Annotated in this window: 20 protein-coding genes and 1 pseudogene; 13 read left to right on the top strand and 8 right to left on the bottom strand. The window is 71.8% G+C overall.

Annotation, left to right across the window (positions count from 1 at the left end):
- Positions 1-262, top strand: a 262-nt coding sequence (locus D6689_14355) for a hypothetical protein (GenBank protein RMH40222.1), incomplete at its 5' end; no start/stop codon positions are given.
- Here the strand turns inward: D6689_14355 and D6689_14360 are convergent.
- Positions 232-570: pseudogene (locus D6689_14360) on the bottom strand (hypothetical protein). The gene D6689_14355 and the pseudogene D6689_14360 sit on opposite strands and share 31 nt — an antisense overlap.
- The gene (locus tag D6689_14365; GenBank protein ID RMH40223.1) at positions 497-2,158 is read right to left on the bottom strand and encodes a serine/threonine protein kinase; all 1,662 of its coding nucleotides are present in this window, start codon (positions 2,156-2,158) and stop codon (positions 497-499) included. The pseudogene D6689_14360 and the gene D6689_14365 overlap by 74 nt, the downstream one beginning before the upstream one ends.
- A gap of 77 nt (positions 2,159-2,235) precedes the next feature.
- Here D6689_14365 and D6689_14370 point away from each other — a divergent pair, with 77 nt between their 5' ends.
- The 9 genes from D6689_14370 to D6689_14410 all read left to right on the top strand — a co-directional run bounded on the left by D6689_14370 (position 2,236) and on the right by D6689_14410 (position 13,787).
- Positions 2,236-3,411 carry a D-alanyl-D-alanine carboxypeptidase gene (locus D6689_14370; protein ID RMH40224.1) on the top strand — a complete coding sequence of 392 codons (1,176 nt, stop codon included), beginning with the start codon at positions 2,236-2,238 and terminating at the stop codon, positions 3,409-3,411.
- On the top strand, positions 3,408-4,772 hold the full coding sequence (locus D6689_14375) for a hypothetical protein (protein RMH40225.1): 1,365 nt from the start codon (positions 3,408-3,410) through the stop codon (positions 4,770-4,772). Before D6689_14370 ends, D6689_14375 begins: the two co-directional genes overlap by 4 nt.
- A complete protein-coding gene (locus D6689_14380; GenBank protein ID RMH40226.1) occupies positions 4,397-6,124 on the top strand; it encodes a hypothetical protein in 1,728 nt (575 codons plus the stop codon). Before D6689_14375 ends, D6689_14380 begins: the two co-directional genes overlap by 376 nt.
- 48 nt (positions 6,125-6,172) lie before the next feature.
- Positions 6,173-7,933: a hypothetical protein gene (locus D6689_14385; GenBank protein ID RMH40227.1), complete on the top strand. Its 1,761-nt coding sequence runs from the start codon at positions 6,173-6,175 to the stop codon at positions 7,931-7,933.
- A gap of 71 nt (positions 7,934-8,004) precedes the next feature.
- Positions 8,005-8,946: a hypothetical protein gene (locus D6689_14390; GenBank protein RMH40228.1), complete on the top strand. Its 942-nt coding sequence runs from the start codon at positions 8,005-8,007 to the stop codon at positions 8,944-8,946.
- A gap of 342 nt (positions 8,947-9,288) precedes the next feature.
- Positions 9,289-9,693, top strand: a complete 405-nt coding sequence (locus D6689_14395) for a hypothetical protein (protein RMH40229.1) — start codon at positions 9,289-9,291, stop codon at positions 9,691-9,693.
- 12 nt (positions 9,694-9,705) lie between these two features.
- Positions 9,706-11,064, top strand: coding sequence for a flotillin family protein (locus D6689_14400; protein ID RMH40230.1), 1,359 nt, complete (start codon positions 9,706-9,708; stop codon positions 11,062-11,064).
- Entirely contained in the window at positions 11,061-12,377 is a 1,317-nt protein-coding gene (locus tag D6689_14405; protein RMH40231.1) for a flotillin family protein, read from the top strand. The genes D6689_14400 and D6689_14405 overlap by 4 nt, the downstream gene beginning before the upstream one ends.
- A gap of 87 nt (positions 12,378-12,464) precedes the next feature.
- On the top strand, positions 12,465-13,787 hold the full coding sequence (locus D6689_14410) for a DUF763 domain-containing protein (GenBank protein RMH40232.1): 1,323 nt from the start codon (positions 12,465-12,467) through the stop codon (positions 13,785-13,787).
- Positions 13,788-13,803: 16 nt separating this feature from the next.
- Here D6689_14410 and D6689_14415 read toward each other — a convergent pair whose 3' ends face one another.
- From D6689_14415 to D6689_14435, 5 genes are all read right to left on the bottom strand, one after another.
- Positions 13,804-14,553 (bottom strand): succinate dehydrogenase/fumarate reductase iron-sulfur subunit, encoded by a 750-nt coding sequence (locus tag D6689_14415; protein RMH40233.1) that lies wholly within the window; start codon positions 14,551-14,553, stop codon positions 13,804-13,806.
- Positions 14,553-16,469 carry a fumarate reductase/succinate dehydrogenase flavoprotein subunit gene (locus D6689_14420; GenBank protein ID RMH40234.1) on the bottom strand — a complete coding sequence of 639 codons (1,917 nt, stop codon included), beginning with the start codon at positions 16,467-16,469 and terminating at the stop codon, positions 14,553-14,555. The genes D6689_14415 and D6689_14420 overlap by 1 nt, the downstream gene beginning before the upstream one ends.
- Complete coding sequence (locus tag D6689_14425) at positions 16,466-17,161, bottom strand: succinate:quinone oxidoreductase (protein ID RMH40235.1); 696 nt, start codon at positions 17,159-17,161, stop codon at positions 16,466-16,468. The genes D6689_14420 and D6689_14425 overlap by 4 nt, the downstream gene beginning before the upstream one ends.
- Positions 17,162-17,292: 131 nt before the next feature.
- Positions 17,293-17,613 carry a hypothetical protein gene (locus D6689_14430; GenBank protein ID RMH40236.1) on the bottom strand — a complete coding sequence of 107 codons (321 nt, stop codon included), beginning with the start codon at positions 17,611-17,613 and terminating at the stop codon, positions 17,293-17,295.
- Between the two features lie 9 nt (positions 17,614-17,622).
- Positions 17,623-18,537 carry a hypothetical protein gene (locus tag D6689_14435; GenBank protein RMH40237.1) on the bottom strand — a complete coding sequence of 305 codons (915 nt, stop codon included), beginning with the start codon at positions 18,535-18,537 and terminating at the stop codon, positions 17,623-17,625.
- 129 nt (positions 18,538-18,666) lie between these two features.
- Between D6689_14435 and D6689_14440 the strand changes: the two genes are divergently transcribed.
- The 3 genes from D6689_14440 (at position 18,667) to D6689_14450 (ending at position 23,142) form a co-directional block, all read left to right on the top strand.
- Positions 18,667-20,985: a 3-hydroxyacyl-CoA dehydrogenase/enoyl-CoA hydratase family protein gene (locus D6689_14440; protein ID RMH40238.1), complete on the top strand. Its 2,319-nt coding sequence runs from the start codon at positions 18,667-18,669 to the stop codon at positions 20,983-20,985.
- A gap of 29 nt (positions 20,986-21,014) precedes the next feature.
- Positions 21,015-22,178: a thiolase family protein gene (locus tag D6689_14445; GenBank protein ID RMH40239.1), complete on the top strand. Its 1,164-nt coding sequence runs from the start codon at positions 21,015-21,017 to the stop codon at positions 22,176-22,178.
- Positions 22,179-22,344: 166 nt separating this feature from the next.
- Positions 22,345-23,142, top strand: coding sequence for a DUF2071 domain-containing protein (locus D6689_14450; protein RMH40240.1), 798 nt, complete (start codon positions 22,345-22,347; stop codon positions 23,140-23,142).
- Between the two features lie 224 nt (positions 23,143-23,366).
- Here D6689_14450 and D6689_14455 read toward each other — a convergent pair.
- Positions 23,367-23,681: hypothetical protein (locus D6689_14455; GenBank protein RMH40241.1), on the bottom strand; the 315-nt coding region annotated here is incomplete at its 5' end.

Raw genomic sequence — 23,681 nt, forward strand, 5'->3', positions numbered from 1 at the left:
GCCCGCACCGCCCGCGCCCGCGCTCGCCCCGCCGGTGCCCGCGCCACCGCCGCCCGTGCCCGCACCGCCCGCGCCCGCGCTCGCCCCGCCGGTGCCCGCGCCACCGCCGCCCGCGCTCGCCCCGCCGGTGCCCGCGCCACCGCCGCCCGAGCCCGCGCCACCGCCGCCCGCGTCCTTGCACATCTCCTCCATCTCCTGGATGTACTTTTCGACGTCGGCGCGGTTGTCCGCGTCGGGCTTGAGCGACAGGTACCGCCGGTAGAAGAATGCCGCCCGCTCGCAGTTCTTCAACTGGCGGTGGCACTGCGCGATGTTGAACAGGAAGGCGGGTGCCGGATACTCGACGAACGCGCTTTCGAAGTGGCCGATCGCTTCTTCGAACTTGCCGAGCGTGTAGGCGGTGTTTCCCTTCTTCCAGTGCTCCATCGCCTTCTTCTTGTCGGCGTGGGCACTGCGCGGCGCGCCGGCGCACAACGCGGTTGCAACGACAACGACGCTACAGATCCGGGGCCAGAAGTTCGTCACCGAATTTGGACCGTTTCTTGTGAGTCTTCCGTTTGTGCGCGCCATCGGTCCGCTTTCGGCGGGCGGTGTCGCGCGGTTTGACCGGCGCCAAGTTTACGTCGATGACGGCGTCGCGGTCAGGCGTCAACGTCTTGATTTCGTCGACGAATCCGTCCTTGCGCAGCGCGATGGCGACCGGCTCGGTGCCGACCGCGAGCGAGATCTTGCACGGCGTCGCGCACCGGGGCTCCGCCTCGTCGCCGACGAAGACGCCGGCGCCAGCGGGCGTCGTGGTGACGTCGACGTCGATGGTCTGGGGCTGTGGCGGCGCGGTCGCCCCCGCCCCCCGGCCCGCCTCGGCCGTCGCCTCGCCACCGGACGATGCATCCAGCGCGGACGCCGCCCGAGACGTCGCCGAGGGAGCGGTCGCCTCGTCCCCCTGCGTCCCGTCGGGCGAACCGCCGGAGAGAGCCCATGCCACCACGGCCGCGGCGGCCGCGGCAATTCCCGCGCCGAGCGCCAACGGCCAGCGCCGGCGCCGCGGGAGCGAGACGACCTCCGCGGCCGGCAGCCCCGGCGGCGCCATCGCGCCCGGCGGTGGCGTCGCGACCCCCGGCTGCGCCATCGCGCCCGGCGGCGGCGTCGCGACCCCCGGCGGCGCCATCGCGCCCGGCGGCGGCGTCGCGACCCCCGGCGGTGTTGCAACCCCGGCGCTCAGCACCAACCCGGCGCCGCCGCTGAGGAACCCGTGCACGCCGCCGCGCGCGTCCACGAACCCGACGGGGTCCAACAGCGCCGCCCGGAACTCGTCCATCGACGCGTAGCGGCGCTCGCGCTGCTTTTCGAGCGCCTTGAGCACGACGCACTCGACGTGGGGAGACAGGCCCGGCACGAACTCGCTCGGCCGCGGCGGCAGCTGCGTGAGGTGCTTGACGAGGATCTCGCCGTAGCCCTCGCCGTCGAACGGCACGCGCTTGGTGAGCATCTCGAACAACACGACGCCGAGCGCATAGACGTCCGTGCGATGGTCGACGTTGCCCTTGCCCTCGCACTGCTCCGGCGACATGTAGTACGGCGTCCCGATCACGATGCCGGTGCGCGTCCGCCGCGACCCCTCCTGGTCCCCGATCAGCTTCGCGATGCCGAAGTCGAGCACCTTCACCACGTCGGTGCGGCGGCCGCGCTCGATCAGGAAGATGTTGTCCGGCTTCAAGTCGCGGTGGACGACCTTGTGCTCGTGCGAGGCCGCCAGCGCGTCGGCGATCTGCGCGCCGATCGCGAACACGCGCTCCGGCGGCAGCGGCGCCTCCCGCGCGATCGTGTCCGCCACGCTGCAGCCGTCGAGGTACTCCATGATAAAGTACACGACGGGCCGGCCGTCGTCGCCCGGCATGTCGCCGTAGTCGATGATGTCGATGATGTTCGGGTGGCGGATGTCGTTGACGGCCTTGGCTTCCGTGAAGAAGCGATCGACGATGTTGGGATCGCCGCCGAACTCCGGGTGCAGCACCTTCAGCGCCACCTTCTTGCCGATGCGGGGGTGGACGGCCCGGTACACCGCGCCCATCCCGCCTTCCCCGAGCTTCTGTTCGATGACGTAGTTGCCGACTTGCCGGCCGATCAGTGTGTCGCGCTGCGGCGCGGTGTCGCCCATGGTCCCTCCCGCTCGAAGCGTTCTGCGATTTTAGCCGACGCGTCGCGCCGACGCATGTGAGCGGCGCCATATCCCGCATGCCGCGCGCCACGACCGTTTACGGCGCGCCCACAGATCCCGACACCGACGCCACGACGTGGCGCCCGCTCCCCGCACCCCGCTGCCGCGGACGCGCGGGCGCATGCCGGCGACGCCCGCGCCCGCACTCACAGCGCGAAGCCCGCCCGGCAGCGCCGCCCGCCCGCGCGCGCGTCGCCGGCCCGCGCGCGCGTCGCCGGCCGGAAGACGACACCGCGCACCGCGACGTCGGCGGCGCGCCGGCGTTGACGAGCGCGGCGATTGTGGGGCCAGATCGGGGCGTGACTCGCCGCGCGCCCACCGCTTTGGCCGCCCGGCTCGCCGCGGCGCTCGCGTTCGCGGCGGCGGCCCGGGCGGCCGCCGCGCCCGCGTTCCCGCCGCGCACGCCCGACAACCTGCCCAACGTGCAATCGGCCTCCGCGATCGTCGTCGACCTCGACACCGGCGACGTGCTGTACGAAAAGAACGCGGACGAGGTCCGCCCGATCGCGTCGACCGGCAAGGTGTTCGTCGCGCTGCTCGTCCGCCAGCGCCACATCGACCTGGATGCGGAGACCGAGATCACCGCGGTCGACCGGGACCTGTCGCGCGGCGGCGCGCGCACGCACCTGCCGGTCGGCTACGCGTTTCGCAACCTCGACCTGTTGCGTGCGATGCTCATCGCGTCGGACAACCGCGCGCCGAGCGCCCTCGGCCGCGCCGTCGGCCTCGACCCGCCGCAACTCATCGCCGCGCTCACCGCGTACGCCCGCGATCTCGGCCTGCGCCACACCGAGTTCACCGATCCGCCCGGGTTGCGGGGCAACGTGTCGACCGCGCGCGAGATGGTCACCGCGCTGCGCGCCGCCCTCGCCGACGACGTGATCGCCGGCATCCTGCGCACGCCGCACGTCGAGATCGCGTCGACGCGACCCCGGAGGCGCACGATCCGCTACCGGAACACCAACCGCTCGCTGATCAGCCGGCGCTACCGCGTCCTCGGCGGCAAGACCGGGTACACCGACGCGGCCGGCTACTGTCTGATCATCGCCGCGGAGATCGGCGGCCGCCGCGTCGCGATGGCGCTTCTCGGGTCGGCGGGCAAGCTCACCCGCTACGGCGACTTCAACCGCATCGCCGGTTGGATCGAAGACGGCATGCCGAACGCGAGCCGGGCGGTGGCGGGAACGCGATGACCGAGTGGACGCGGCGGAGCGTGCTCGCCGCGCTCGGCCTGAGCCCCGCCGCGCTCGCGTGCCGCCCCGCGATGCGACGCCGGGCGGCGAGCGCGCCGAAGCCCGAGCCGTTCGCGGCAGCGCTCGCCGCCGCGCGCGAACTCGTCGCCGCGCTGCACCCGCGATTTGCGGACGCCTACGCGCACATCGACGCCGGCGTGCGCCACGTCGCCATCGCCGAGGCCGACGGCGCCCACTACGACGCACTCGCCGTAGCGCGCGTCGAGTTCGTCGCGGTCACCGCCGCCGGTGCGGTGCATCGGCGGCGCGCCGATGCGCTCGACCCGCGCGCGCTCGCGGCCGCGGTCGCGGACTGGCTGCCCGCCTCGGCGCAGCCGCGAGTGCCTGCGGCTGCCGCGCCCCGCGTGCAGGTGCCGGCCCCCGGCCGGGCGACCGGCGACTGGCTCGACCGCGCGGCCGACCTTCACCGGCGCGCCCGCCGCCACGGCGGCAGCCGGATCGTGTACCGCGCCGCGTACGTCGATGTCCGCGACCACGAGACCGCGGTCGTGCGCGCGGACCGGGAGCGCGTCGACCGGCGCGTGCGCGCGCGCGCCGGTGTCGCGTTCTTCGCCGCGCTCGGCGCAGCCCATCACGTCGAGCGGGCCGAGCGCATCGCGGGCGGCGACGTCGACGCCGCCATCCCCGACGACGCGGCGCTGGCGGCCGCAGCGGCGACGGCGCTATCGCTGGTCACGGCGCGCCCGGCGCCCGACGAACACGCGCAGGTCGTCATGGACCCGAGCGCGTGGGCGCACGTCGCCGCCGGCGCGATCGCCCCGGCGCTCGACGCGCGCGCGTGGCGCGGCGGGCTCAGCGCGGCGGCGGCGCGCGCCGGCGCCCGGCTGGCCCCCGACTGGCTGTCGATCGAGGACGACCCGACGCTCGCCGGCGGCTACGCGTCGTACGCATTCGACGAGCGCGGTGCCGACGCCGAACCGACCGCATGGATCGAACGCGGCGTGTTGCGCGGGCCGATGGAGCGGCGACCGTCGAACGTCGTCACGCGCGGCGGCACGCTGGAAGACCCGGACGCCGCGATCGCGGCGATCGACGACGGCTACCTCGTCGAGAGCGCCGAGGGTGCGACCGTCGACCTGCGGTCGTGGCGCATCGCCGTCCGCGCGGCGCGCGCGCGACACATTCGCGGCGGCAAGTTCAGCGGCCGGTTGCACGGACCGGTCGCACTCGTCGCCGACGTCCCGAGTCTGCTCGCATCCGTTGCGAACGCAACTTCAGCGAGCGGCGCCGTAGCGGTCCGAGACGTCGCCGCGATCGCCCCACACGTCGTCGCGCGCGCGCGCGTCGCGAGGTCGCCGTGATCGACGCGATCGTCCGCGCCGTGCACGCGACGCCCGGAGTGAGCGAATACGCGATCGCCGAGCGCGCCGTCGTGCGCCGCGTGGTCACGACCGCCGCCGACCGCGTCGACCGGCGCCATACCGCGCACGTCCACGTGTTCGTCGACGGCGTCGCCGGGCGCGGGCAAACCGCATTCGACGTCCGCGAGCACGACCTCGACGATCTCACGGCCCTCGTGCGCCGCGCGGCGGACCGCGCGGCGCGCGGGCGAGGACCGGCGTGGACCCTGCCGCCGCCCGGCGCTCCCGCGCGGGTCGCGGTGTTCGACGCGCGGCTGTCGGACCCGGACGCCGCGGCGGCGATCGCGAGCGCCCTCGTGCGCGCGACGCGCGGCGGCGGCCCGGTCGAAGCGGCCGCCGGCGAGCCGATCCGGGTCGACGCGTGGCGCGTCGCCGTCGACTCCGAGCGCGTCGAGGTCGCAGCGAGCACCGGCTTGCGTACCGCCTACCGCGCCACTCGCGCCACGGTGGATGCGATCGTCGCGCCGGTCGCCGCCGGTGCGCCGCGCGCCGCGGTCGTTGCGATCGCGCGGCGGCGGCGAGCCGACCTCGCGCTCGGCCGAGAACTCGTGGCCGCCGGCCGGCGCGTGCGCGCCTTGCGCCGCGCCGAACCGGTGGCCGCCGGCCGCTACGCGATCGCGCTCGACGCGCGTGCCGTAGACCACGCCGCGCGGATCGCATCGCGACGCGCGCACGACCCCCGCGGCCCCGAGCGATTCGGCTGGTTCGCGCCGCTCGCGCACCACGCCGACGGCGGCACCGCTCGCCGCGGCGTCGCCCGCTACCTGCCGGGCGCGTCGATCTTCGGCGAACGCGACGCGACGGGCGACCCACTGTCGGTCGCCAGCGACGGCGCCCTGCCGTTCGGGCTGGCGAGCGCTCCGGTCGGCGACCTCGGCGAGCCGGTGCGCCGGTTCGCGCTCGTGACCGACGGCGTCGCGGCGGGGTTCGGTCTCGACGCGCGCGAGGCCGGGCTGCGGGGCGTGCCCGCCAACGGTGGCGTGCGCAACCTCGTGGTCGCCCCGGGATCGCTCGATGGCCGGTCCGCGCGCGACGTGGCGCGCGCGGCGGGGGGAGACGAGCCGACGCTGGCGGTCGACGAACTGGCCGACGTTCATGTCGACCTGGTGCGCGGCAGCGTGACGGCAATCGTCGCCGCGGGCGAGGTCGACGGCCGGCCCGTCGCGGGGGCTGCCGTGACCCTGAACCTGTACGAGGCGCTCGCCGCGGCGAGGTGGACGCGCGCCGTCGTCGACCGCGGCTGGTACCGCGGTCCGACCGCCTGGTGGCTCCCCGGCGCACGCGTCGCGTGACTGCACTTTCGTGCCACGTCACGGGGCGATTTCGTCTATGTTGTCGCCATGACGGGCGCGCGCCTTGCCGTGGGAATCCTGTTGGCCGCAGCGTGCGGCGGCGGCAGCGGCGGATCGGGTACGGATCCCGACGCGGCGGCACCGTCGCCGGTCGCACTGTCGATCTCGCCGGCCGATCCGACCGTCGTGGTCGCCAACGGCGCCGCGGACGCCGTCGCGTTCGTCGCGACCGTCGAACTGTCCGACGGAACGACGGAGATTGCCGACGACGCGACCTGGTCGCTGGCGCCTCCGCAACTCGGCGACCTCGCCGCGGCGACGGGCAAGTTCGTTGCATCCGGAACCGTAGCCGGCGCCGGCACCGTCACCGCCAGCGCGCGCGGGCTCACCGCGCAGACCACCGTGACCGTACGCGTCGACGACGTACACGCCGGCACCGGCGTGCCCGCCGACGCGGCCGACCGGTTCGACACCGCGCCGCAGCCGCCGGGTTCGGCGGAGGCGCCGGCGCTGCTGTATCCGCTCGACGGCGCGGTCGTGCCGTCGACCCTCGCGCCGGTCGACGTCCAGTGGGAGGGCGGCAACCAGGGCGACCTGTACCGTGTCGTCGTCGAGGCGGGCCTCGCGCGCGCGACCGCGTACCTCGCGCACGACGGCCCGCCGTTCCGCTACGACTGGACGGTGGCCGCGTCGAGTTGGGCGGTGCTCAAGGCGAGCGCCGGCGGCGATCCGGTCACGTTTCGCGTCGACCGGTGGAACGCCGCCGACGGCCAGGTCTACCCGTCGGCCACCCGCAGCATCTCCGTCGTGCAGGCCAACGTCGCCGGCGCCATCTACTACTGGGACCTGTCGGACGGTCAGATTCTGCGCATCACCTCCGCCGGCCGCGAGGACTTCATTCCGTATCCGCCGCCGAAACCGGACGATCCGGCCAACCGCTGCGTCGCATGCCACACCGTGAGTCGCGACGGCAGCAAGATGGCGGCGGAGCTGTGGGGCGGCAACGAGTTCGGCGCCATCTTCGACCTGTCCGTCGACCTGACCGCCGACCCGGCGCCCACGATCGTGCCGCCCGACCGCTACCGCGCCCTGTTTTCCACGTTCAACCCCGACGCGACCCGCCTGCTGATCAACTTCGAAAACCGGCTCGAACTGATCGACGCAGCCACCGGCACGGTCGTGCCCGCGATGGGCGCGGGCCTGCCGGCCGCGGGCGCCGCGCACCCGACGTGGTCGCCGGACGGCACCGCGATCGCGTTCATCGCCAACCACGACGGCGCGTGGCCGGTGGACTTCACGCTCGGCGACCTCGCCGTGATTCCGGTCACCGGGCCGGACTCGTTCGGAGCGCCCGTCGTCCTGCGCGCGGCCGACGGCATGGCGAACGCGTGGCCGACGTTCAGCCCCGACTCCCAGTGGATCGCGTTCGGCCGCGGCACCCACAGCCGCGGCATGCGAGACGGCACGCCCCACCCCGGATCGCTGTGGCTCATCGCCCGGGACGGCACGAACGCCGTCGAACTCGTCCGCGCCAACGGGGGACCGGGCGCGGCGAACAGCTACCTGCCCAACTTCAGCCCGTTCGACGAGGGCGGCTACTTCTGGCTCGCGTTTTACTCGACGCGCGACTACGGCAACGCGTACGCGGGGACCAAGGGGACCGGCCGGCGGCAGCTGTGGGTCACGGCGATCCAGAACGCGCCGGCGCCCGGCGAGGACCCGAGCGCGCCCGCGTACTGGCTGCCGGGCCAGGATGTCGCCACCGACAACATGAGCGCCTACTGGGCCGTGGAGCCACCCGTCAACTGACGGGACGCCACCGGCCGGGCGACCGCCGCCGGCTTGTCAGATCCGCGCGATGCGCTAGACATACTCGGACCATGCCCGTCGCCCGCGCCGCGCCGCTGCCGCCGTCCGATCCGGACGCCGGCTCCGTCGCCCTCGACCGCTGCAGCGCCCAGCTCCTGGAGCTGTACCCCACGGACCTGCGCGGCGAGCTGGCAGACGAACTCGACGACGTCGTCCGGGACGCGATGGCGCTCGCGCGCGAAGTGGACCGCGCCGAGCGCGACGGCGTCGCGTTCGCCGACGCCGCACAGCAGCCCGAGCGCTTTCCGCTGATGGCGCGCGTACACCACGGCGCGATCGAGCTGCTGCAGACCGAACTCGCGCCGGGCGAGCGCGCCGCCCTCGCCCCGATCGTCGCGCGCGCGTCGGGTGTGGAGGCGGAGGCGCTGCGGCGCGCGTGGTTCGCGCTCGCGGCCGACGAGCGCGCGGCGCTGTCCGCCCCGCTGATGCGGTTTCTGCTGTACCAGGCCGTTCGGCTGAACGTGTGGGTGCTCACGTGGTCGGGCGGCGCACCGCTCGAAGCGACCGGCGCATTGCGCGAATTCGACGCGCGCGCCGAGGACATGCTGCGAGCGCGGCTCGACATGACCGCCATGCGCGACCCCGCGGTACGACCGCTGCGCGTGCTGGTCGCCGAGGCGCTCGAGCAACTGGCGGCGATCTGGGAGCGACGGCGCGAGGAGCTGCGCGCAGGCAGCGCGGACAGCGCGCGGCTCGTCGCCGGGCTCGTCGACGCCGCGCAGGTAGCGCGCGACCTCGGGGCGAGCGACGCCGTACTCGTGCGCAACGAACTGGCCGGCGCCACCGGCGGCGACCAGCTCGGGTCGCGCGACCTCGCCGCGCGCTCCCCCGCGTGCGCATCGCAAAACGCGGTCGACCAACGGCGCCGCCGCCTGCTGGACCGGCTGCGGCGCGGCGACCGGCCGCGGCCGTCGGGCACGCGGCTCATCGATCTGCTCGGTCCACTCGGCTGACACGCGCCGGCCGGCGGAGCGATGGCCCGCGCCGGCCGGTGTGCCCGAAATCGCCGCGGGCCACGGATCGGCCACCCCCGGATTGCAGTCCGTGGCAGGATACGCAGGGTCCGACCGCGGTGCCCCGCGGCCACCCCACTCACAGGAGGTCTCATGCTGCTGACGCTGTACCTCATCGCGCTGGCCATCGGTGGCACACTGCTCGTCGCGTCGCTCGTACTCGGCGGCCACGCGGACGCGGACGCGGACGTGGACGCGGACGTGAACGTGGACGCCGGCGCGGCCGCCGAGGTCGACGTCGGCGGGCACGAACCACACGGCGACGGGCTCGACGCCGGCGACTTGCTGCCGGTTACGTCGGTGCGGTTCTGGACGTTCTTTCTGGCGTTCTTCGGCCTCACCGGCACCCTGCTCGACGGCATGCACCTGGTCGCCACGCCGTGGCTCACGCTCGCGATCGCCATCGCCGTCGGCTGGGTTTGCGGCGCCGCCATGCACGCCGTCTATCGGCGCCTGCGGACCGAGGTCGTCGACAGCTCGATCACGGAACGCGACCTGCTCGGTGCATCTGCAACGGTGTTGCTGCCGGTCGCGCGCGGCCAGACGGGCAAGGTACGAGTGGCCATCGCCGGGCGAACGGTCGAGTTCGTCGCGGACACGGAAGACGACACCGCGTTCGCCGCAAAGGAAACGGCAATCATCTGGAAAGTGGAGGACGACGGGCGCGTGTGGATCGCCCGCCAGTGAGAGGAGACGGCCATGGATCTGTCAAACGCTTCGTGGAACTGGGTGGTCATCGCGTCCGCCGTGGTGCTCGGCATCGTGTTCGTCGCGGTCGCGTTTGCGCGCAACTTCCTGTACATCTGCCGCCCGCACGAGATCTTGATCTTTTCCGGGCGCAATCACACCACCGCCGACGGCCGCACGATCGGATTCCGCGTCGTCCAGGGCGGGCGCGTGTGGCGCATTCCGATCGTCGAGAAGGTCGACCGCATGGACATGCGCCTGATTTCGGTGCCAATGACCGTCCAGGGCGCGTACTCGGAAGGCGGCATCCCGCTGGCCGTCCACGCGATCGCCAACGTCAAGATCTCGTCCGACCCGCGCCACATGCACAATGCGATCGAACGGTTTCTCGGCCGCGACCGCGCCGAGATTGCGCGCGTCGCCAAGGAGACGCTCGAAGGCCATCTGCGCGGCGTGTTGGCGACCATGACGCCGGAGGAGGTCAACGAGGACCGGCTCAAGTTCGCCACGGTGCTGCAGGAAGAAGCCGAGGACGATCTCGCGAAGCTCGGCCTGCAGCTCGACACGCTCAAGATTCAGCACGTCGCCGACGACCGCAACTACCTCGACAGCATCGGCCGCAAGCGGATCGCCGAGATCCTGCGCACGGCAGAGGTCGCCGAGTCCGACGCCGTGCGGGCCGCGCAAGAAAAGGAGGCCGAGGCCCACGCCCGGTCCGAGGTCGCGAAGAAAAAGGCGCAGGCCGCCGTCCAGCAGAAGCAAAACGAGCTGCGCCGCTACAAGGCGGAGCTGGACGCCCACGCGCGATCGGAAGAGGAGCGCGCGCTCGCGGCGGCGCAGGCCGCGCGCGCCGAGGCCGAAAAGGAGCTGCAGCAGATCCGCGGTGAACTCGAGCAGCTGCGGCTGGCGGCCGACGTGACGATCCCCGCCGAGATCGATCGGCGCGTCCGCGAGCTGCAGGCCGCCGGCCGCGCCGCGCCGATCGAGGCGGACGGCCGCGCGCAGGCCGAAGCGCTCGCGCAGATCGCGGCCGCGTGGCGCGAGACGCGCGGGCGGGCGATGGACATGTACGTGCTGCAGAACATCGACGAGATCTTCGCGCAGGTGACCAAGGCCGCGGCCAACCTCGATGCGCGCGAGGTCAACTTGGTGGACTCCGGAGACGGCCAGACGCTGCCGGCCTACCTCGCCGCGTATCCCGCGGCGGTCGGCGCCCTGCTCGCCGAGGTGTCGCGCACGCTCGGCATCGACATCCCCGGCGTGCTCACCGGCGCCGACCGCGGCAACGGTGCCCGGCCGACCGCACCCGCCATGCCCGGCGCGCCCACGTCGCCGCCGCGCGCCCCGTCCCCGGAAGGAGGTGCCCTGTGAACGCCCTGGTCGCCGTCGGACTGATCCTCGCGATCGCGGTCGTCGCCATCGCGCTGATCGTCAACAAGCTCATCTACATCTGTCCGCCGAACGCCGTTTTGATCTTCAGCGGCACGCATCGCACCGTCGGCAACCGCCGCGTCGGCTACCGGCTGGTGCAAGGCGGTCGAGGGATCCGCATCCCGCTGCTCGAGACGGTCGACCATCTCGACCTCACCAACATGATCATCGACATCAAGGTGCGCGGCGCCTACTCGCGGGGCGGCATCCCGCTGAACGTCGAGGGCGTCGCCAACCTCAAGATCTCGAGCACGGAACCCACGATCGCCAACGCGATCGAACGGTTCCTCGGCTGGCCGCGCGAGCAGGTCATGCGCGTCGCGCGCGAGACGCTCGAGGGGAATCTGCGCGGCGTGCTCGCGACGCTCACGCCCGAGGAGGTCAATCAGGACCGCGTCAAGTTCGCCAACAGCCTGCTGCACGAGGCCGACATCGACCTCAAGAAGCTCGGCCTGGAGTTGGACACGCTCAAGATTCAGAACGTGTCCGACGACGTCGGCTACCTCGATTCGATCGGCCGCAAACAAGCCGCCGAGGTCGTCATGCGGTCGCGCATCGCCGAGGCGGAGAACAAGGCGCAGGTCGCGGAGCGCAACGCCGCCAACTGGCAGACGCAGGAGCTGGCCAAAGTCGACGCCGACATCGCCGAAGCGCGCGCCGAAGCGGAGCGCCGCATCGTCGACGCGCGCACCAAAAAGGACGCGCTCGTCGCCGAGGAACGCGCCCACGTGACCGCCGCGATCGCGAAGGCGCAGGCCGAGTTGGCGGTGCAGCGCGCGCGCATCGAACAGGTCAGGCTGCAGCTCGAGGCGGACCGGATTCGGCCCGCCGAGGCCGCGAAACAACAGGCGGTGGAAGACGCGCGCGGCCGGGCGGCACGGATCATCGAAAACGGCCGGGCCACCGCCGAGGCAATCCGCGCGATCGCGAAGACGTGGCACGCCACCGGCGACGCGGCGCGCGAGATCTTCGTCGCGCAGAAGCTGTCCGCGTTGGTCGGCCACTTGATGAGCACCGTCAAGCCACAGCCCGTGGACAAGGTGACGTTCATCGACCGCGATCTCGCCAACGGGGACAACCTCGCGGTCAAGACCGCCGTGGCGTCGGAGCAGCTCAAGCACACGCTGGGCGTCGACGTCGGCGCGTTGCTCCGCAAGCTCGGCGCGACGCCCGACGGTGCGTCGACGACCGCGCGCCCGGCCGGCCAACCGTCGCTCGCGCGGCCCGCGCCACCCGCGCCGCGCGACGGCTGACGAGCGCCGCGGGCCCGCTCGCGCGCTCGGCCGGCCCGCGGCGGCCGACGGGCATGCGAGCGCGCCGTCACCGCTATACTCGCCGCGATGGGCGCGCGCACGGGGACCGCCGACCTGCCGCTGCACGGCGGCCGCGTACCGGCGTGGCTAGCCGGCCGCATGGCGCGGCTCGCGCGCGTCGTGTGCGAGGCCATCGTGCACCACTACGGGCGCGACGAGCTGCTCGCGCGGCTCGCGCATCCGTTCTGGTTTCAATCGTTCGGCGCCGTCATGGGCATGGACTGGCACTCGTCCGGCATCACGACCAGCGTCGTCGGTGCGCTCAAGCGCGGGCTGGCGCCGATCGGCGACGAGTTGGGGATCGCGGTGTGCGGCGGCCGCGGCCGCCACTCGCGGCGCACGCCGGCCGAACTCGTCGCGTTCGGCGCGCGCACCGGCGTCGACGGCGACGCCCTCGCTCGGACCAGCCGTCTGGTCGCGAAGGTCGACAACGCGGCCGTCCAGGACGGCTTTCAGTTGTACTTGCACACGTTTATCGTCACCGTCGACGGCGCGTGGGTCGTCGTTCAGCAGGGCATGAACGGGCCGCGTCGTCAGGCGCGCCGCTACCACTGGCTGTCGCGCGCGGTGACCGACTTCGTCGTCGAGCCGCACGCTGCGATCGACGGGCCCGCGCAAGGTACGATCCGCAATCTGACCGACCGTCGCGCCGCCGCAGCGCGCGCCGCAGGCGTCGAACTCGCCGCGGCGCCCGACCGCGTCTTGCGCCACCTGGCGATGCCGCGCCGGCACGACGTGCGCGCCGCCGACGTCAACCTCGCACGCCTCCGCGGCGCTCTGGTGGCCGCGGCAGCGCGCGCGCCGGCCGATTTCGCCGACCTTTTGCTCGTGCCCGGAGTCGGTCCGCGCACGGTCGAAGCGCTCGCTCTGGTCGCCGAAATCGTGCATGGTGCGCCCAGCCGGTTTTCCGATCCGGCGCGATTCAGCTACGCGCACGGCGGCAAGGACGGCCATCCCTTTCCCGTGCCGACGCGCGTCTACGACGAGACGATCCGCGTGCTGCGCCAGGCGGTCGACCGCGCCAAACTCGGCAACGACGACAAGCTCGCCGCCATTCGCCGGCTCGACCGCGAGGCGCGCCGGCTCGAGCGCGCGATCGCCGGCGGCGACTGGCGCGAGATCGTCGCGCGCCAGTGGCGCGCGTCGCACCGCCTCGGCGGCCGCGCGGTATCCGCGACCGGTCAGCCGGCGAGCGATGTCGCCGGCGCCGGCGACCGGGCCGGGGCACGCTCGGCCCCCGGCACGCGCTCGGGCCGACCGCCGGAGATGAACGCCCCTGGCCGCGCGCCGTCCGGCCGCGCACGCGCCGACGCGGCGCCGCGGCAACTGCGGCTGCCCGGCGTGAGCTGACCTGCGCGCGCCGCCGCTAGGCGCGCTTGCGGAACGTCGCGCGCAGGTACTTGCGGTTCATGCGCGCGATCCAGTCGACCCCGATTTCCTTCGGACAGACGGCCTCGCACTCGTAGTGGTTCGAGCAGTTGCCGAAGCCGGCGGCGTCCATCGCGTCGACCATCGCGCGCGCGCGCCGATACTCCTCTGGCTTGCCCTGCGGCAGCATCGACAGGTGACCGATCTTGGCGGCGACGAACAGCATCGCCGACGCGTTCGGGCACGCTGCGACACATGCGCCGCAGCCGATGCAGGCTGCCGCGTCGAACGCGGCGTCCGCGTCCTCCTTCGAGATCGGCAGCGTGTTGGCGTCCGGCGCGCTCCCCGTGTTCTGGCTGATGAACCCGCCGGCCTGCATGATCCGGTCGAACGCCGAGCGATCGACGATCAGGTCGCGCACGACGGGGAACGCGCGCGCCCGCCACGGCTCGATCGTGATCTCGTCGCCGTCGCGGAACCGGCGCATGTGCAGCTGGCACACGGTCGTTCCCCGGTCGGGGCCGTGCGGAATGCCGTTGATGACCAGCGAGCACATGCCGCAGATGCCCTCGCGACAGTCGTGGTCGAACGCGACCGGCTCCTCCCCCTTGGCGACAAGCTGCTCGTTGAGCACGTCGAGCATCTCGAGGAACGACATGTGCTCGTTGACGTCGTCGAGCTCGTAGCGCACCAACTTGCCCGGCGACTTCGCGTCCTTCTGGCGCCAGATGTGCAGCGTGAGCTTCATTACTTGTAACTCCTCGTCGCGAGCTGGACGTTCTCGAACACGAGCGGCTCGACGTGGCGCACCGGCTTTTCGCCGACGCCCTTGAACTCCCACGCCGCCACGTGCGCGAACCTCTCGTCGTCGCGCTTGGCTTCGCCGTCGTCGGTCTGGTGCTCGATGCGAAAATGCGCGCCGCACGACTCGTCGCGTTCGAGCGCGTCGTAGCACATCAGCTCCGCGAACTCCATGAAGTCCGCAACGCGCCCCGCCTTCTCGAGCGCGATGTTGAGGCTGTCGCCCGATCCGACGACGCGCACGTCCTTCCAGAACCGCTCGCGCAGCTCGGGGATGATGCGCAGAGCCTCCTCCAGGCTCTCCTTGCTGCGCGCCATGCCGCAGTGGTCCCACAGCACGCGCCCGAGTTCGCGGTGCAGTTCGTCCGGCGTGCGCTTGCCGTTGACCGACAGCAGCCGATCGAGCTTGGCCTTGACCTCGCGCTCGGCGTCGGCGAACGCGGCGTGGCCGGTGTCCACCTTGGCCGGCTTCACGCGGGCGAGGTAGTCGCTGAGCGTATAGGAGATGATGAAGTAGCCATCCGCCAGCCCCTGCATCAAGGCGCTGGCACCGAGCCGGTTCGCGCCGTGATCGGAGAAGTTGGCCTCGCCGAGGACGAACAACCCCGGAATCGTGCTCTCGAGGTTGTAGTCCACCCACAGGCCGCCCATCGTGTAGTGCGGCGCCGGATAGATCCGCATCGGCGTCGAGTACGGATCCTCGCCGGTGATCTTCGCGTACATGTGAAACAGGTTGCCGTACTTGTCGGCGACCCCCTCTTTGCCCATGCGCTGGATCGCATCGCGGAAGTCGAGGTAGACGCCCCGGCCGCCCGGCCCGACGCCGCGCCCTTCGTCGCACACCTCCTTGGCCGCCCGCGACGCCACGTCCCGCGGCGCGAGGTTCCCGAAGCTCGGGTACTTGCGCTCAAGGTAGTAGTCGCGGTCCTCCTCGGGGATGCTGTTCGGATCCTTGCCGCAGTCCTCCTTGCGCTTGGGCACCCAGCAACGCCCGTCGTTGCGCAGCGACTCCGACATCAGCGTGAGCTTGGACTGGTAGTCGCCGCTTTGTGGGATGCAGGTCGGGTGGATCTGCGTGTAGCACGGGTTGGCGAACGCCGCCCCGCGCTTGTACGCGCGGTACGCCGCGGTGACGTTGCAGCCCTTCGCGTTGGTCGACAGATAGAACACGTTGCTGTAGCCGCCGGTCGCGAGCAGCACCGCGTGCCCCGCCCACCGCTCGATCGCGCCGCTGACCAGATCGCGCGTGACGATGCCGGCGGCGCGCCCGTCCACGACCACGAGGTCGAGCATCTCGTGGCGCGTGTACATCTTGATCTTGCCGGCGGCGATCTGACGCGACATCTGCTGGTAGACACCGAGGAGCAGCTGCTGGCCGGTCTGGCCGCGCGCGTAGAACGTGCGCGACACCTGGGCGCCGCCGAACGACCGGTTGGCCAGCAGGCCACCGTACTCGCGCGCGAACGGCACCCCCTGCGCGACCGCCTGGTCGATGATGTTCACGCTCACCTCGGCGAGTCGATACACGTTCGCTTCACGCGCGCGGTAGTCGCCGCCTTTGATCGTGTCGTAGAACAACCGGAAGACGCTGTCGCCGTCGTTCTGGTAGTTCTTCGCCGCGTTGATGCCGCCCTGCGCGGCGATGCTGTGCGCGCGGCGCGGGCTGTCCTGGTAGCAGAAGCAGGCGACGTTGTAGCCGAGTTCGGCGAGCGTCGCCGCGGCGGCGCCGCCGGCGAGCCCGCTGCCGACGACGATGATGTCGAACTTGCGCTTGTTCGCCGGGTTGACCAGCTTGAGGTCGAACTTGTGGCGCGACCACTTCTTTTCGAGCGGACCGTCGGGGATCTTGGGATCGAGGTTCATCCCACACCTCCAGCGAGAGTGACCCACTTGGCCATCACGCCCACCGGAACCGCCGCGAACCCGAGAAACAACACGATGGCGATCGCCGGTCCGAGGACTTCGATCGCCGGCGTGAACTTCGGGTGCCGCAGGCCGAGCGTCTGGAAGAAGCTCGGGATTCCGTGGGCGAGGTGGCTGCACAGCAGCCCCACCGCGATGATGTACAGCGCCGCCACGCCCTTGTTCGAAAACCCGGTGACGACCATCCGGTAGACGTCGTGGCGGCCGAGGTCGTCGGTGAACGTCTTGAACTCCGGGTTGACCCACATCAGCGTGTAGTGGGCCAGGTGGTAGGCGACGAACGCGAAGATCACCAGACCGCTCACCGGCATCGACCGCGACGCCATCGTCGCGGCGCGGTACTGGCGACCGCGATACCGCTCCGGTCGGGCTGCGCGGTTCAGCGACGTCACGCGAATGCCGGAGACGATGTGGAGGACGACGGCGACGAGCAGCCCGATCCGGGCGGTCCACAGCAGGCCGGGCATCATGCGCAGCGAATGGGCGTACCCGTTGATCGCCGACGGCCCGAGGAACACCTGCAGGTTCCCGAGCATGTGTGCGATCACGAACAGCAACAGGGCGGCGCCGGTCACCGCCATCAGCATCTTGGCGCCGATCGACGAGCGCAGGAAACGACTGAGCCAGCGCATCGGAGTGGCCTCCTTCGAGATGTGCGCGGACCATACGCAATCTGAGGCGCGGTGCAAAGGCCCGGCGTCCACAAACGAAGGGCGGTCGTGCGTGCGGCGAGTTCTTGAATTGGCGCAGCCGAAATGCGGTTTCACCGCGCGGGGTCGACCGCGGTTCCCCGCGGGACGTCGCGCACGTCCGCGCCCCCGAGCGCGGCGCCGGTCGGGCGGGCCCCGCGTGGCGCATGCAGCCGAAGGCGATCGTGCGATCCACTCGCTGCGGTCGCGACGTGCGGGCGATCTTCGGCGTGCCTTGTCGCGCCCGTCGGTCGCGTATCGCCACGCGCGCGTGCGATGCGGGCGCGCGCCGGATCTCGCGTCTCGCCGTTGCGCGGCCGCGCCGGCGCGCAACGGCCTCCTGGCGGGCGCGCGACCGCCCGCGACGGCTCCGGATCGCCGCGCCCGCCGCTCACGCGCGCGGGTCAGTCGTCGACGAGGCGGACTTCGCGCGGAAACAGGACGATCTCGATGCGCCGGTTGCGATACTTCTTCGACCGGGAGATCGGCCGGTGCTCGCCGAATCCGACCGCGGCCAGCCGGCGCGGGTCGATCTTCGCGACGTCCTCGAGATAGTGCACGACGGTGAGCGCCCGCGCCGTCGACAGCTCCCAGTTCGACGCGAACTGGGCCCGCTCGATCGGCACGTCGTCGGTGTGCCCCTGAACCCAGATCTGTTTCTCGGGAAACTTCTTCAGCTCCTCGCCGACGCTGGCGAGCACGCGTTCCCCCTGCGGCGTGAGAGCCGCCTCGCCCGAGCGGAACAACACCTTGTCGACCATTTCGAGCGTGAGCTTGTCGTCCTCGCGGGTCACGGTGCCCTGCTGTCCGACGATGGTTTGCAGCTTGGCCGCCAGTTCGTCCGCCTCCGCCGCGCGCCGGGTCGCGCCGGCGAGCTGGCGCGCCAGCTCCTCGCGGGCGGCCCGCTCCCGGGTGAGCGCGGCGCGGGCCTCGACCGCGCGCTGCTCGGCGGCGGCGGCGCGCTGCTCGGCGGCGACCACCTGGCTGCGCGCATCGCGCAGCGCATCCTCGGCCGCCCGCCAATTTTCCATCAGATAGAAGCCGCCGAGCCCGCCGACCCCGAGCGCCGCGACCAACAGCAACCACGCGACCGACGCGCTACCGGCACCGCGCCGCGCGGCGTTCGCGCGCGCCTTGACCTCGCGTCGCGCCGAGCGGCCACCAGCCGGCGGAGCCGCCCGATGGCGCCCGGTACCGGCGCGCGTCGCCGCCTTGCCGGCCGGCCGCGGCGGCGCCGGCGGGCCGCGGCGCGCGGGCGGCGGCGTCGGCACGAGGATTCCGGTGTCGTCACCGATGGGGAGTGCACCCGTCCGGGGCATGCCGGCCCTTCGTGCAAGTCGGGCGCCAACGAAACCGAAGCGATTTCACCGGGTCCAAGGGCCATCCAGGGGGGACGAGTACCCGGTTCGGGGAGAGATTTCTCCGGGCCAAGCGGGTATGGTCCCGGCATGGCCAAACCGATTCGACGCGTGGCGGTGCTCGGCGCGGGCACCATGGGAAGCGGAATCGCGGCGCACGTCGCCAACGCCGGCTTGCCGGTGCTGTTGCTCGACATCGTGCCGCCCGATCTCAACAAGCTGCTGAAGGCGAAGCCGGCCGCATTGTTTCACCCGCGGGCCGCGCGGATGATCGAGACCGGCGTGTTCGACGACGCCCTCGACCGCATCGCGACCTGCGACCTCGTGATCGAAGCGGTCGTCGAGCGACTGGACATCAAGCGATCGCTGTTCGAGCGCGTCGAACAGATCGTCGCCGGCAAGGACGTGATCGTGTCGTCGAACACCTCCGGGCTGCGGATCGCCGACATGATGGAGGGGCGCTCGCCCGCGTTCCGCCAGCGGTTCCTGATCACGCACTTCTTCAACCCGCCGCGCTACATGAAGCTCCTCGAGTTGGTGGCCGGGGCCGACACGGACGCCGACGTGATGGCGCGCGTGCGCCGGTTCGCGACCGAGGCGCTCGGCAAGGGAGTGGTCGTCGCGAAGGACACGCCCAACTTCATCGCCAACCGGATCGGCGCCCACGGCATGCTCGCCACCGTCCATCAGATGCTCGCCGACGGCCTGGCCCCCGAGGATGTCGACCAGATCTGCGGGGTCGCGATGGGCCGGCCGAAGAGCGCCGTGTTCCGCACGGCGGACGTCGTGGGCATCGACGTGCTCGCGCACGTCGCAGACAACTGCTACGCGTCGCTCGTCGACGACGAGGATCGCGACGTGTTCAAGCTGCCCGACTTCGTGCGCGCGATGGTCGAAGCCGGACGCCTCGGCGACAAGACGGGCGGTGGCTTCTACCGCAAGACCAAAGACGGGATCGAAACGCTCGATCCCAAGACCGGCGAGTACCGGCCGCGCGGCGGCGACCCGGCCATCCGCAAGGCGTGCAAGGCCATCGCGCAGATCGAGTCGCCGGCCGAGCGCGTCAAGAAGCTCGTCGCGACCGAGGGGACCGTCGGGGCGTTCGCGTGGAAGGTGCTGTCGCGATCGCTGGCGTACACCGCGCGCCGCGTCGGCGAAATCTGCGATGACGTCGACGCGATCGACGACGCGATGCGCTGGGGCTACAACTGGGAACTGGGGCCGTTCGAAACCTGGGATGCACTGGGCTTCGCCGAAACCTACGACCGAATGGTCGCCGACGGCATCGCGCTACCGGAATCGGTCGCCGCGATGCGCAAGACCGGCGCGCCCGGCTTCTACCGCGACGATGGCGCCGTGTTCGACCTCGCCAAGGGCGAATACACCCCACGCGCGCCCGACCCGCGGACCGCGACGCTCGACGTGTTGCGCCGCGGCGACGCGCCCGTGCTGAAGAACGCCGGTGCCGAGGCGTGGGACCTGGGCGACGGCGTGCTCGGCGTCACCTTCAAGACGAAGGCGAACAGCCTCGACGCCGACGTCATCGCCATGCTCGGAGCCGCCGTCGACCGCGCGGAGCAGGATTTCCGCGCGATCGTGATCGCGAACCGCGGCGCCCACTTCTGCGTCGGCGCCAACTTGATGGCGATCGTCATGGCGGCCAATCAGAAGCTGTGGGACCAGCTCGAAGAGACGGTCCGCACGCTGCAAACGACCGTGCAGCGCATGAAGTACGCGCAGGTGCCGATCGTCGCCGCGCCGTTCGGCATGACCGTCGGGGGCGGTCTCGAGGTCTGCCTCGCGTCGTCGGCGGTCCAGGCGGCGGCCGAAACGTACGCCGGGCTCGTCGAGGTGGGCGTCGGCCTGATCCCGGGCGGCGGCGGCACGGTCAACCTGCTGTGGCGCGCACTCGAGAGCATCCCGGAGGGCACCGACCACAACGTGTTTGCCTCGGTCGCCCAGGTGTTCCGCAACATCGCCACCGCGGCGGTCGCCACGAGCGCCGAGGAGGCCAAGGCCAAGGGCTACTTCCGCGTCACCGACGGCGTGAGCTTCGACAAGGCGCGGCTTCTGGCGGAGGCCAAGGCGCGCGCGATCGGCATGGCGGAGTCCGGATACCACCCGCCGGTGCCGCGCGCCTATCGACTGCCCGGTGAGTCGGGCATCGCGACGCTTCAGATGCTGATCGACAGCATGGTGGCCGGCGGCCAGGCCACCGAGCACGACGGGCTGATCGCGCGCAAGCTCGCCACCGTGTTGTGCGGCGGCTCGGGCGGTGCGGCGCGCGAGATCACCGAGCAAGAGGTTCTCGACCTCGAGCGGGAAGCGTTCGTGAGCCTGTGCGGCGAGCCGAAGAGCCTCGAGCGCATGCAACACATGCTGATGAGGAACAAACCGCTGCGGAACTGACGCGACCGGATCACCTACAGGAGACAGACATGAAGGACATCGTCATTGCAGATTGCGTACGCTCGGCAGTCGGTCGCGCACACAAGGGATCGCTGGCGCAGACACGGCCGGACGAGTTTGCGGGAGAGGTCGTCGCGGGCCTGCTCAAGCGGTTCCCGCAACTCGAAGGCGCCGCGGTGGAAGACGTCATCATGGGCTGCGCCATGCCCGAGGGACCGCAGGGCATGAACGTCGCGCGCCTGATCGGCTTGCTCGCCGGCCTGCCGATCGAGACGTCCGCCGTGACGATCAACCGGTTTTGCTCCTCGGGCCTTCAGGCGATCGCGATGGCGTCGCAGGCGATCGCGTTCGGCAGCAATGACATCGTCGTCGCAGGCGGCGTCGAATCGATGTCGGCCGTGCCGATGACCGGGTTCGCGCCGAGCGCGTCGCCCAAACTGATGGCGGCCATGCCGACGGCATTCACCCCGATGGGCATCACGGCCGAGAACGTGGCCAAGAAGTTCGGCATCACGCGCGAGGACCAGGACGCGTTCGCGCTGCGGTCGCACCAGCGCGCCGCCGCGGCCCAGGCCGCCGGCAAGTTCGACGACGAGATCGTGCCGGTGACGGCCGTCAACTACGTCCGCGGAGAGCGGGTCGAGAGCGTGTTCGAGCGCGACGAGATGATCCGCCCGGACACGACGATGGAGGTTCTCGCCAAGCTCCGCCCCGCCTTCGCGGTCCATGGAACGGTGACGGCCGGCAACTCGTCGCCGCTGTCGGACGGGGCCGCGGCCGCGCTCGTGATGTCGAAGGCGAAAGCAGACGAGTTGGGGATCGAGCCCAAGGCGTACTTCCGCGCGTTCGTCACCGCGGGCGTCGACCCGGCCATCATGGGCGTCGGTCCGATTCCGGCGGTGCGCAAACTGCTCGCCAAGACCGGGTTGTCGCTTGCGGACATCGACATCATCGAGTTGAACGAGGCGTTTGCGAGCCAGGCGGTCTACGTCCAGCGCACGCTCGAAATTCCGGACGACAAGCTCAACGTCAACGGCGGCGCGATCGCGCTCGGCCATCCGCTCGGCTGCACGGGCGCCAAGCTCACCGCCACCGCGATCTACGAGTTGCATCGACGCGGCGGCCGCTATGCGATCGTGACGATGTGCATCGGCGGCGGCCAGGGCGCGGCCGGCCTCATCGAGCGGGCGTGAACCCGGGAGCGAACACGTCGGAGACTGCGCCGGGATCGGCGCCCGCCTCGGCGTGACGGCGATCCGCGGCGTCCGCGACACCGCCGACGATCTTCCCACCCACGTAGGTAGCTGTTCGGCCGCCGTCAACCGTTGCGGCGCTTCGGTCCGCGCTACCGTGTCCGCCATGCGCGATGCGGCCGAATGTCTCGAGCGACGACTTGCGCCCCGCCCCGTCCGCTGGCTCGATATCGCATCCGACCTGGAACACTTCGCCCTCATCACCTACGCCGTCCCGCCCGAACGCCTCCGCCCGCACATCGCCGAACGCTTCGACCTGCCCACCTTCGACATCGACGGCCGACCGCGGGCTCTGCTGTCGGTCGTGCCGTTCGTGGACACGGCGTTTCATTTCATTCGGCTCGCGCCGTTTGCCCGCTTTCGCTTCGGACAGACCAACTATCGCGTGTACGTCGTCGACCGGCGAACCGGCGAACACGTGGTCTGGTTCTTCGGCACCACGTTGGGGTCGCACCTGGTGTGGCCCGCCCGCTGGCTGTGGCGCATTCCCTGGTACTACGCCCGCTACACCACCGAGGTCGACTATGACGCGGCTGCCCGCCGCTATCGCCGGTTCATCTACCGCGTCCGCTCGCGCTGGGCCGACGCCCACGTCGACATCGAGGACACGGGACAGCCGCTGTCGTCCCCGCTTCCCGGCTTTCGCGACCTCGAACACACCCTGCTGATCCTCACCCACCCGGTGGAGGGCTTCTTCTATCGGCTCGACCGCACCGTCGGGACCTATTCCGTGTCCCATCCCGTGATGTCGCCGACCCTCGGCGCTCCTCGCCGCCTGCACTTCGCGCTCCTCGAACGCCACGGCGTCCTGTCGCCCGACGAGATGCAGACGCCGCACTCCATCCTGCTCACCCCCCGCATCTCGTTCCACATCCACATGCCTCCGCGCCGCTGCCGCGACTGACTCGGCCGGAGTCGGGCCCGTTCCGCCGCCGCTTCCGTCGCCACCCCGGTTTGCGGCACGCCGGCGCGGGTTTGCGGCACGCCGGCGCGCGTCTGTTCGCGCGGGGCGGCCCGGACGCAGAGGCACGGACTGGCCCGCGCGGAGTGCGGGCGTCGTTTGCGCCGCGCCGATCGCGTCTGCCGGGTCGATCGCCGGTGCGGTGCGGCGGGCGCCGCAGGGTACGCCTACAGACCGGCGCGAATGCCCCGGCGCGACAGCGAAAGCCACGCGATCGCACCGACGATGGCGGCGACCGCGAGCGGAAGGCCCACGCCGATGACCGCGGCGCACGGCCACGCGGCGCCGCCGAGTTCGGGCACGGCGGCGAACTCGACGCCGCACCACACGACGTGGCCGGCGATCGCGGTGACGGCCAGGGCGACGGCCGCGCCGATGCGCGCGCGGACGGAGCGCTCGCGCAGCCCGGCGGCGACGATCCAGGCGCCGACGAGCACGGCGCTGATCCAGGCTTCGACGACGGCGGGGATCAACCGGTCGGC

The organism is Deltaproteobacteria bacterium (genome assembly GCA_003696105.1).
GTDB lineage: Bacteria > Myxococcota_A > Polyangia > Haliangiales > J016 > J016.

What these genes read in the sequence shown, in the direction of transcription:
- D6689_14425 (RMH40235.1), bottom strand. Translation starts at nt 17,161, where the DNA reads ATGCGCTGGCTCAGTCGTTTCCTGCGCTCGTCGATCGGCGCCAAGATG.
- D6689_14450 (RMH40240.1), top strand. Translation starts at nt 22,345, where the DNA reads ATGCGCGATGCGGCCGAATGTCTCGAGCGACGACTTGCGCCCCGCCCC.
- D6689_14375 (RMH40225.1), top strand. Translation starts at nt 3,408, where the DNA reads ATGACCGAGTGGACGCGGCGGAGCGTGCTCGCCGCGCTCGGCCTGAGC.
- D6689_14390 (RMH40228.1), top strand. Translation starts at nt 8,005, where the DNA reads ATGCCCGTCGCCCGCGCCGCGCCGCTGCCGCCGTCCGATCCGGACGCC.
- D6689_14435 (RMH40237.1), bottom strand. Translation starts at nt 18,537, where the DNA reads ATGCCCCGGACGGGTGCACTCCCCATCGGTGACGACACCGGAATCCTC.
- D6689_14445 (RMH40239.1), top strand. Translation starts at nt 21,015, where the DNA reads ATGAAGGACATCGTCATTGCAGATTGCGTACGCTCGGCAGTCGGTCGC.
- D6689_14440 (RMH40238.1), top strand. Translation starts at nt 18,667, where the DNA reads ATGGCCAAACCGATTCGACGCGTGGCGGTGCTCGGCGCGGGCACCATG.
- D6689_14410 (RMH40232.1), top strand. Translation starts at nt 12,465, where the DNA reads ATGGGCGCGCGCACGGGGACCGCCGACCTGCCGCTGCACGGCGGCCGC.
- D6689_14420 (RMH40234.1), bottom strand. Translation starts at nt 16,469, where the DNA reads ATGAACCTCGATCCCAAGATCCCCGACGGTCCGCTCGAAAAGAAGTGG.
- D6689_14370 (RMH40224.1), top strand. Translation starts at nt 2,236, where the DNA reads ATGCCGCGCGCCACGACCGTTTACGGCGCGCCCACAGATCCCGACACC.
- D6689_14365 (RMH40223.1), bottom strand. Translation starts at nt 2,158, where the DNA reads ATGGGCGACACCGCGCCGCAGCGCGACACACTGATCGGCCGGCAAGTC.
- D6689_14380 (RMH40226.1), top strand. Translation starts at nt 4,397, where the DNA reads ATGGATCGAACGCGGCGTGTTGCGCGGGCCGATGGAGCGGCGACCGTC.
- D6689_14385 (RMH40227.1), top strand. Translation starts at nt 6,173, where the DNA reads ATGACGGGCGCGCGCCTTGCCGTGGGAATCCTGTTGGCCGCAGCGTGC.
- D6689_14400 (RMH40230.1), top strand. Translation starts at nt 9,706, where the DNA reads ATGGATCTGTCAAACGCTTCGTGGAACTGGGTGGTCATCGCGTCCGCC.
- D6689_14415 (RMH40233.1), bottom strand. Translation starts at nt 14,553, where the DNA reads ATGAAGCTCACGCTGCACATCTGGCGCCAGAAGGACGCGAAGTCGCCG.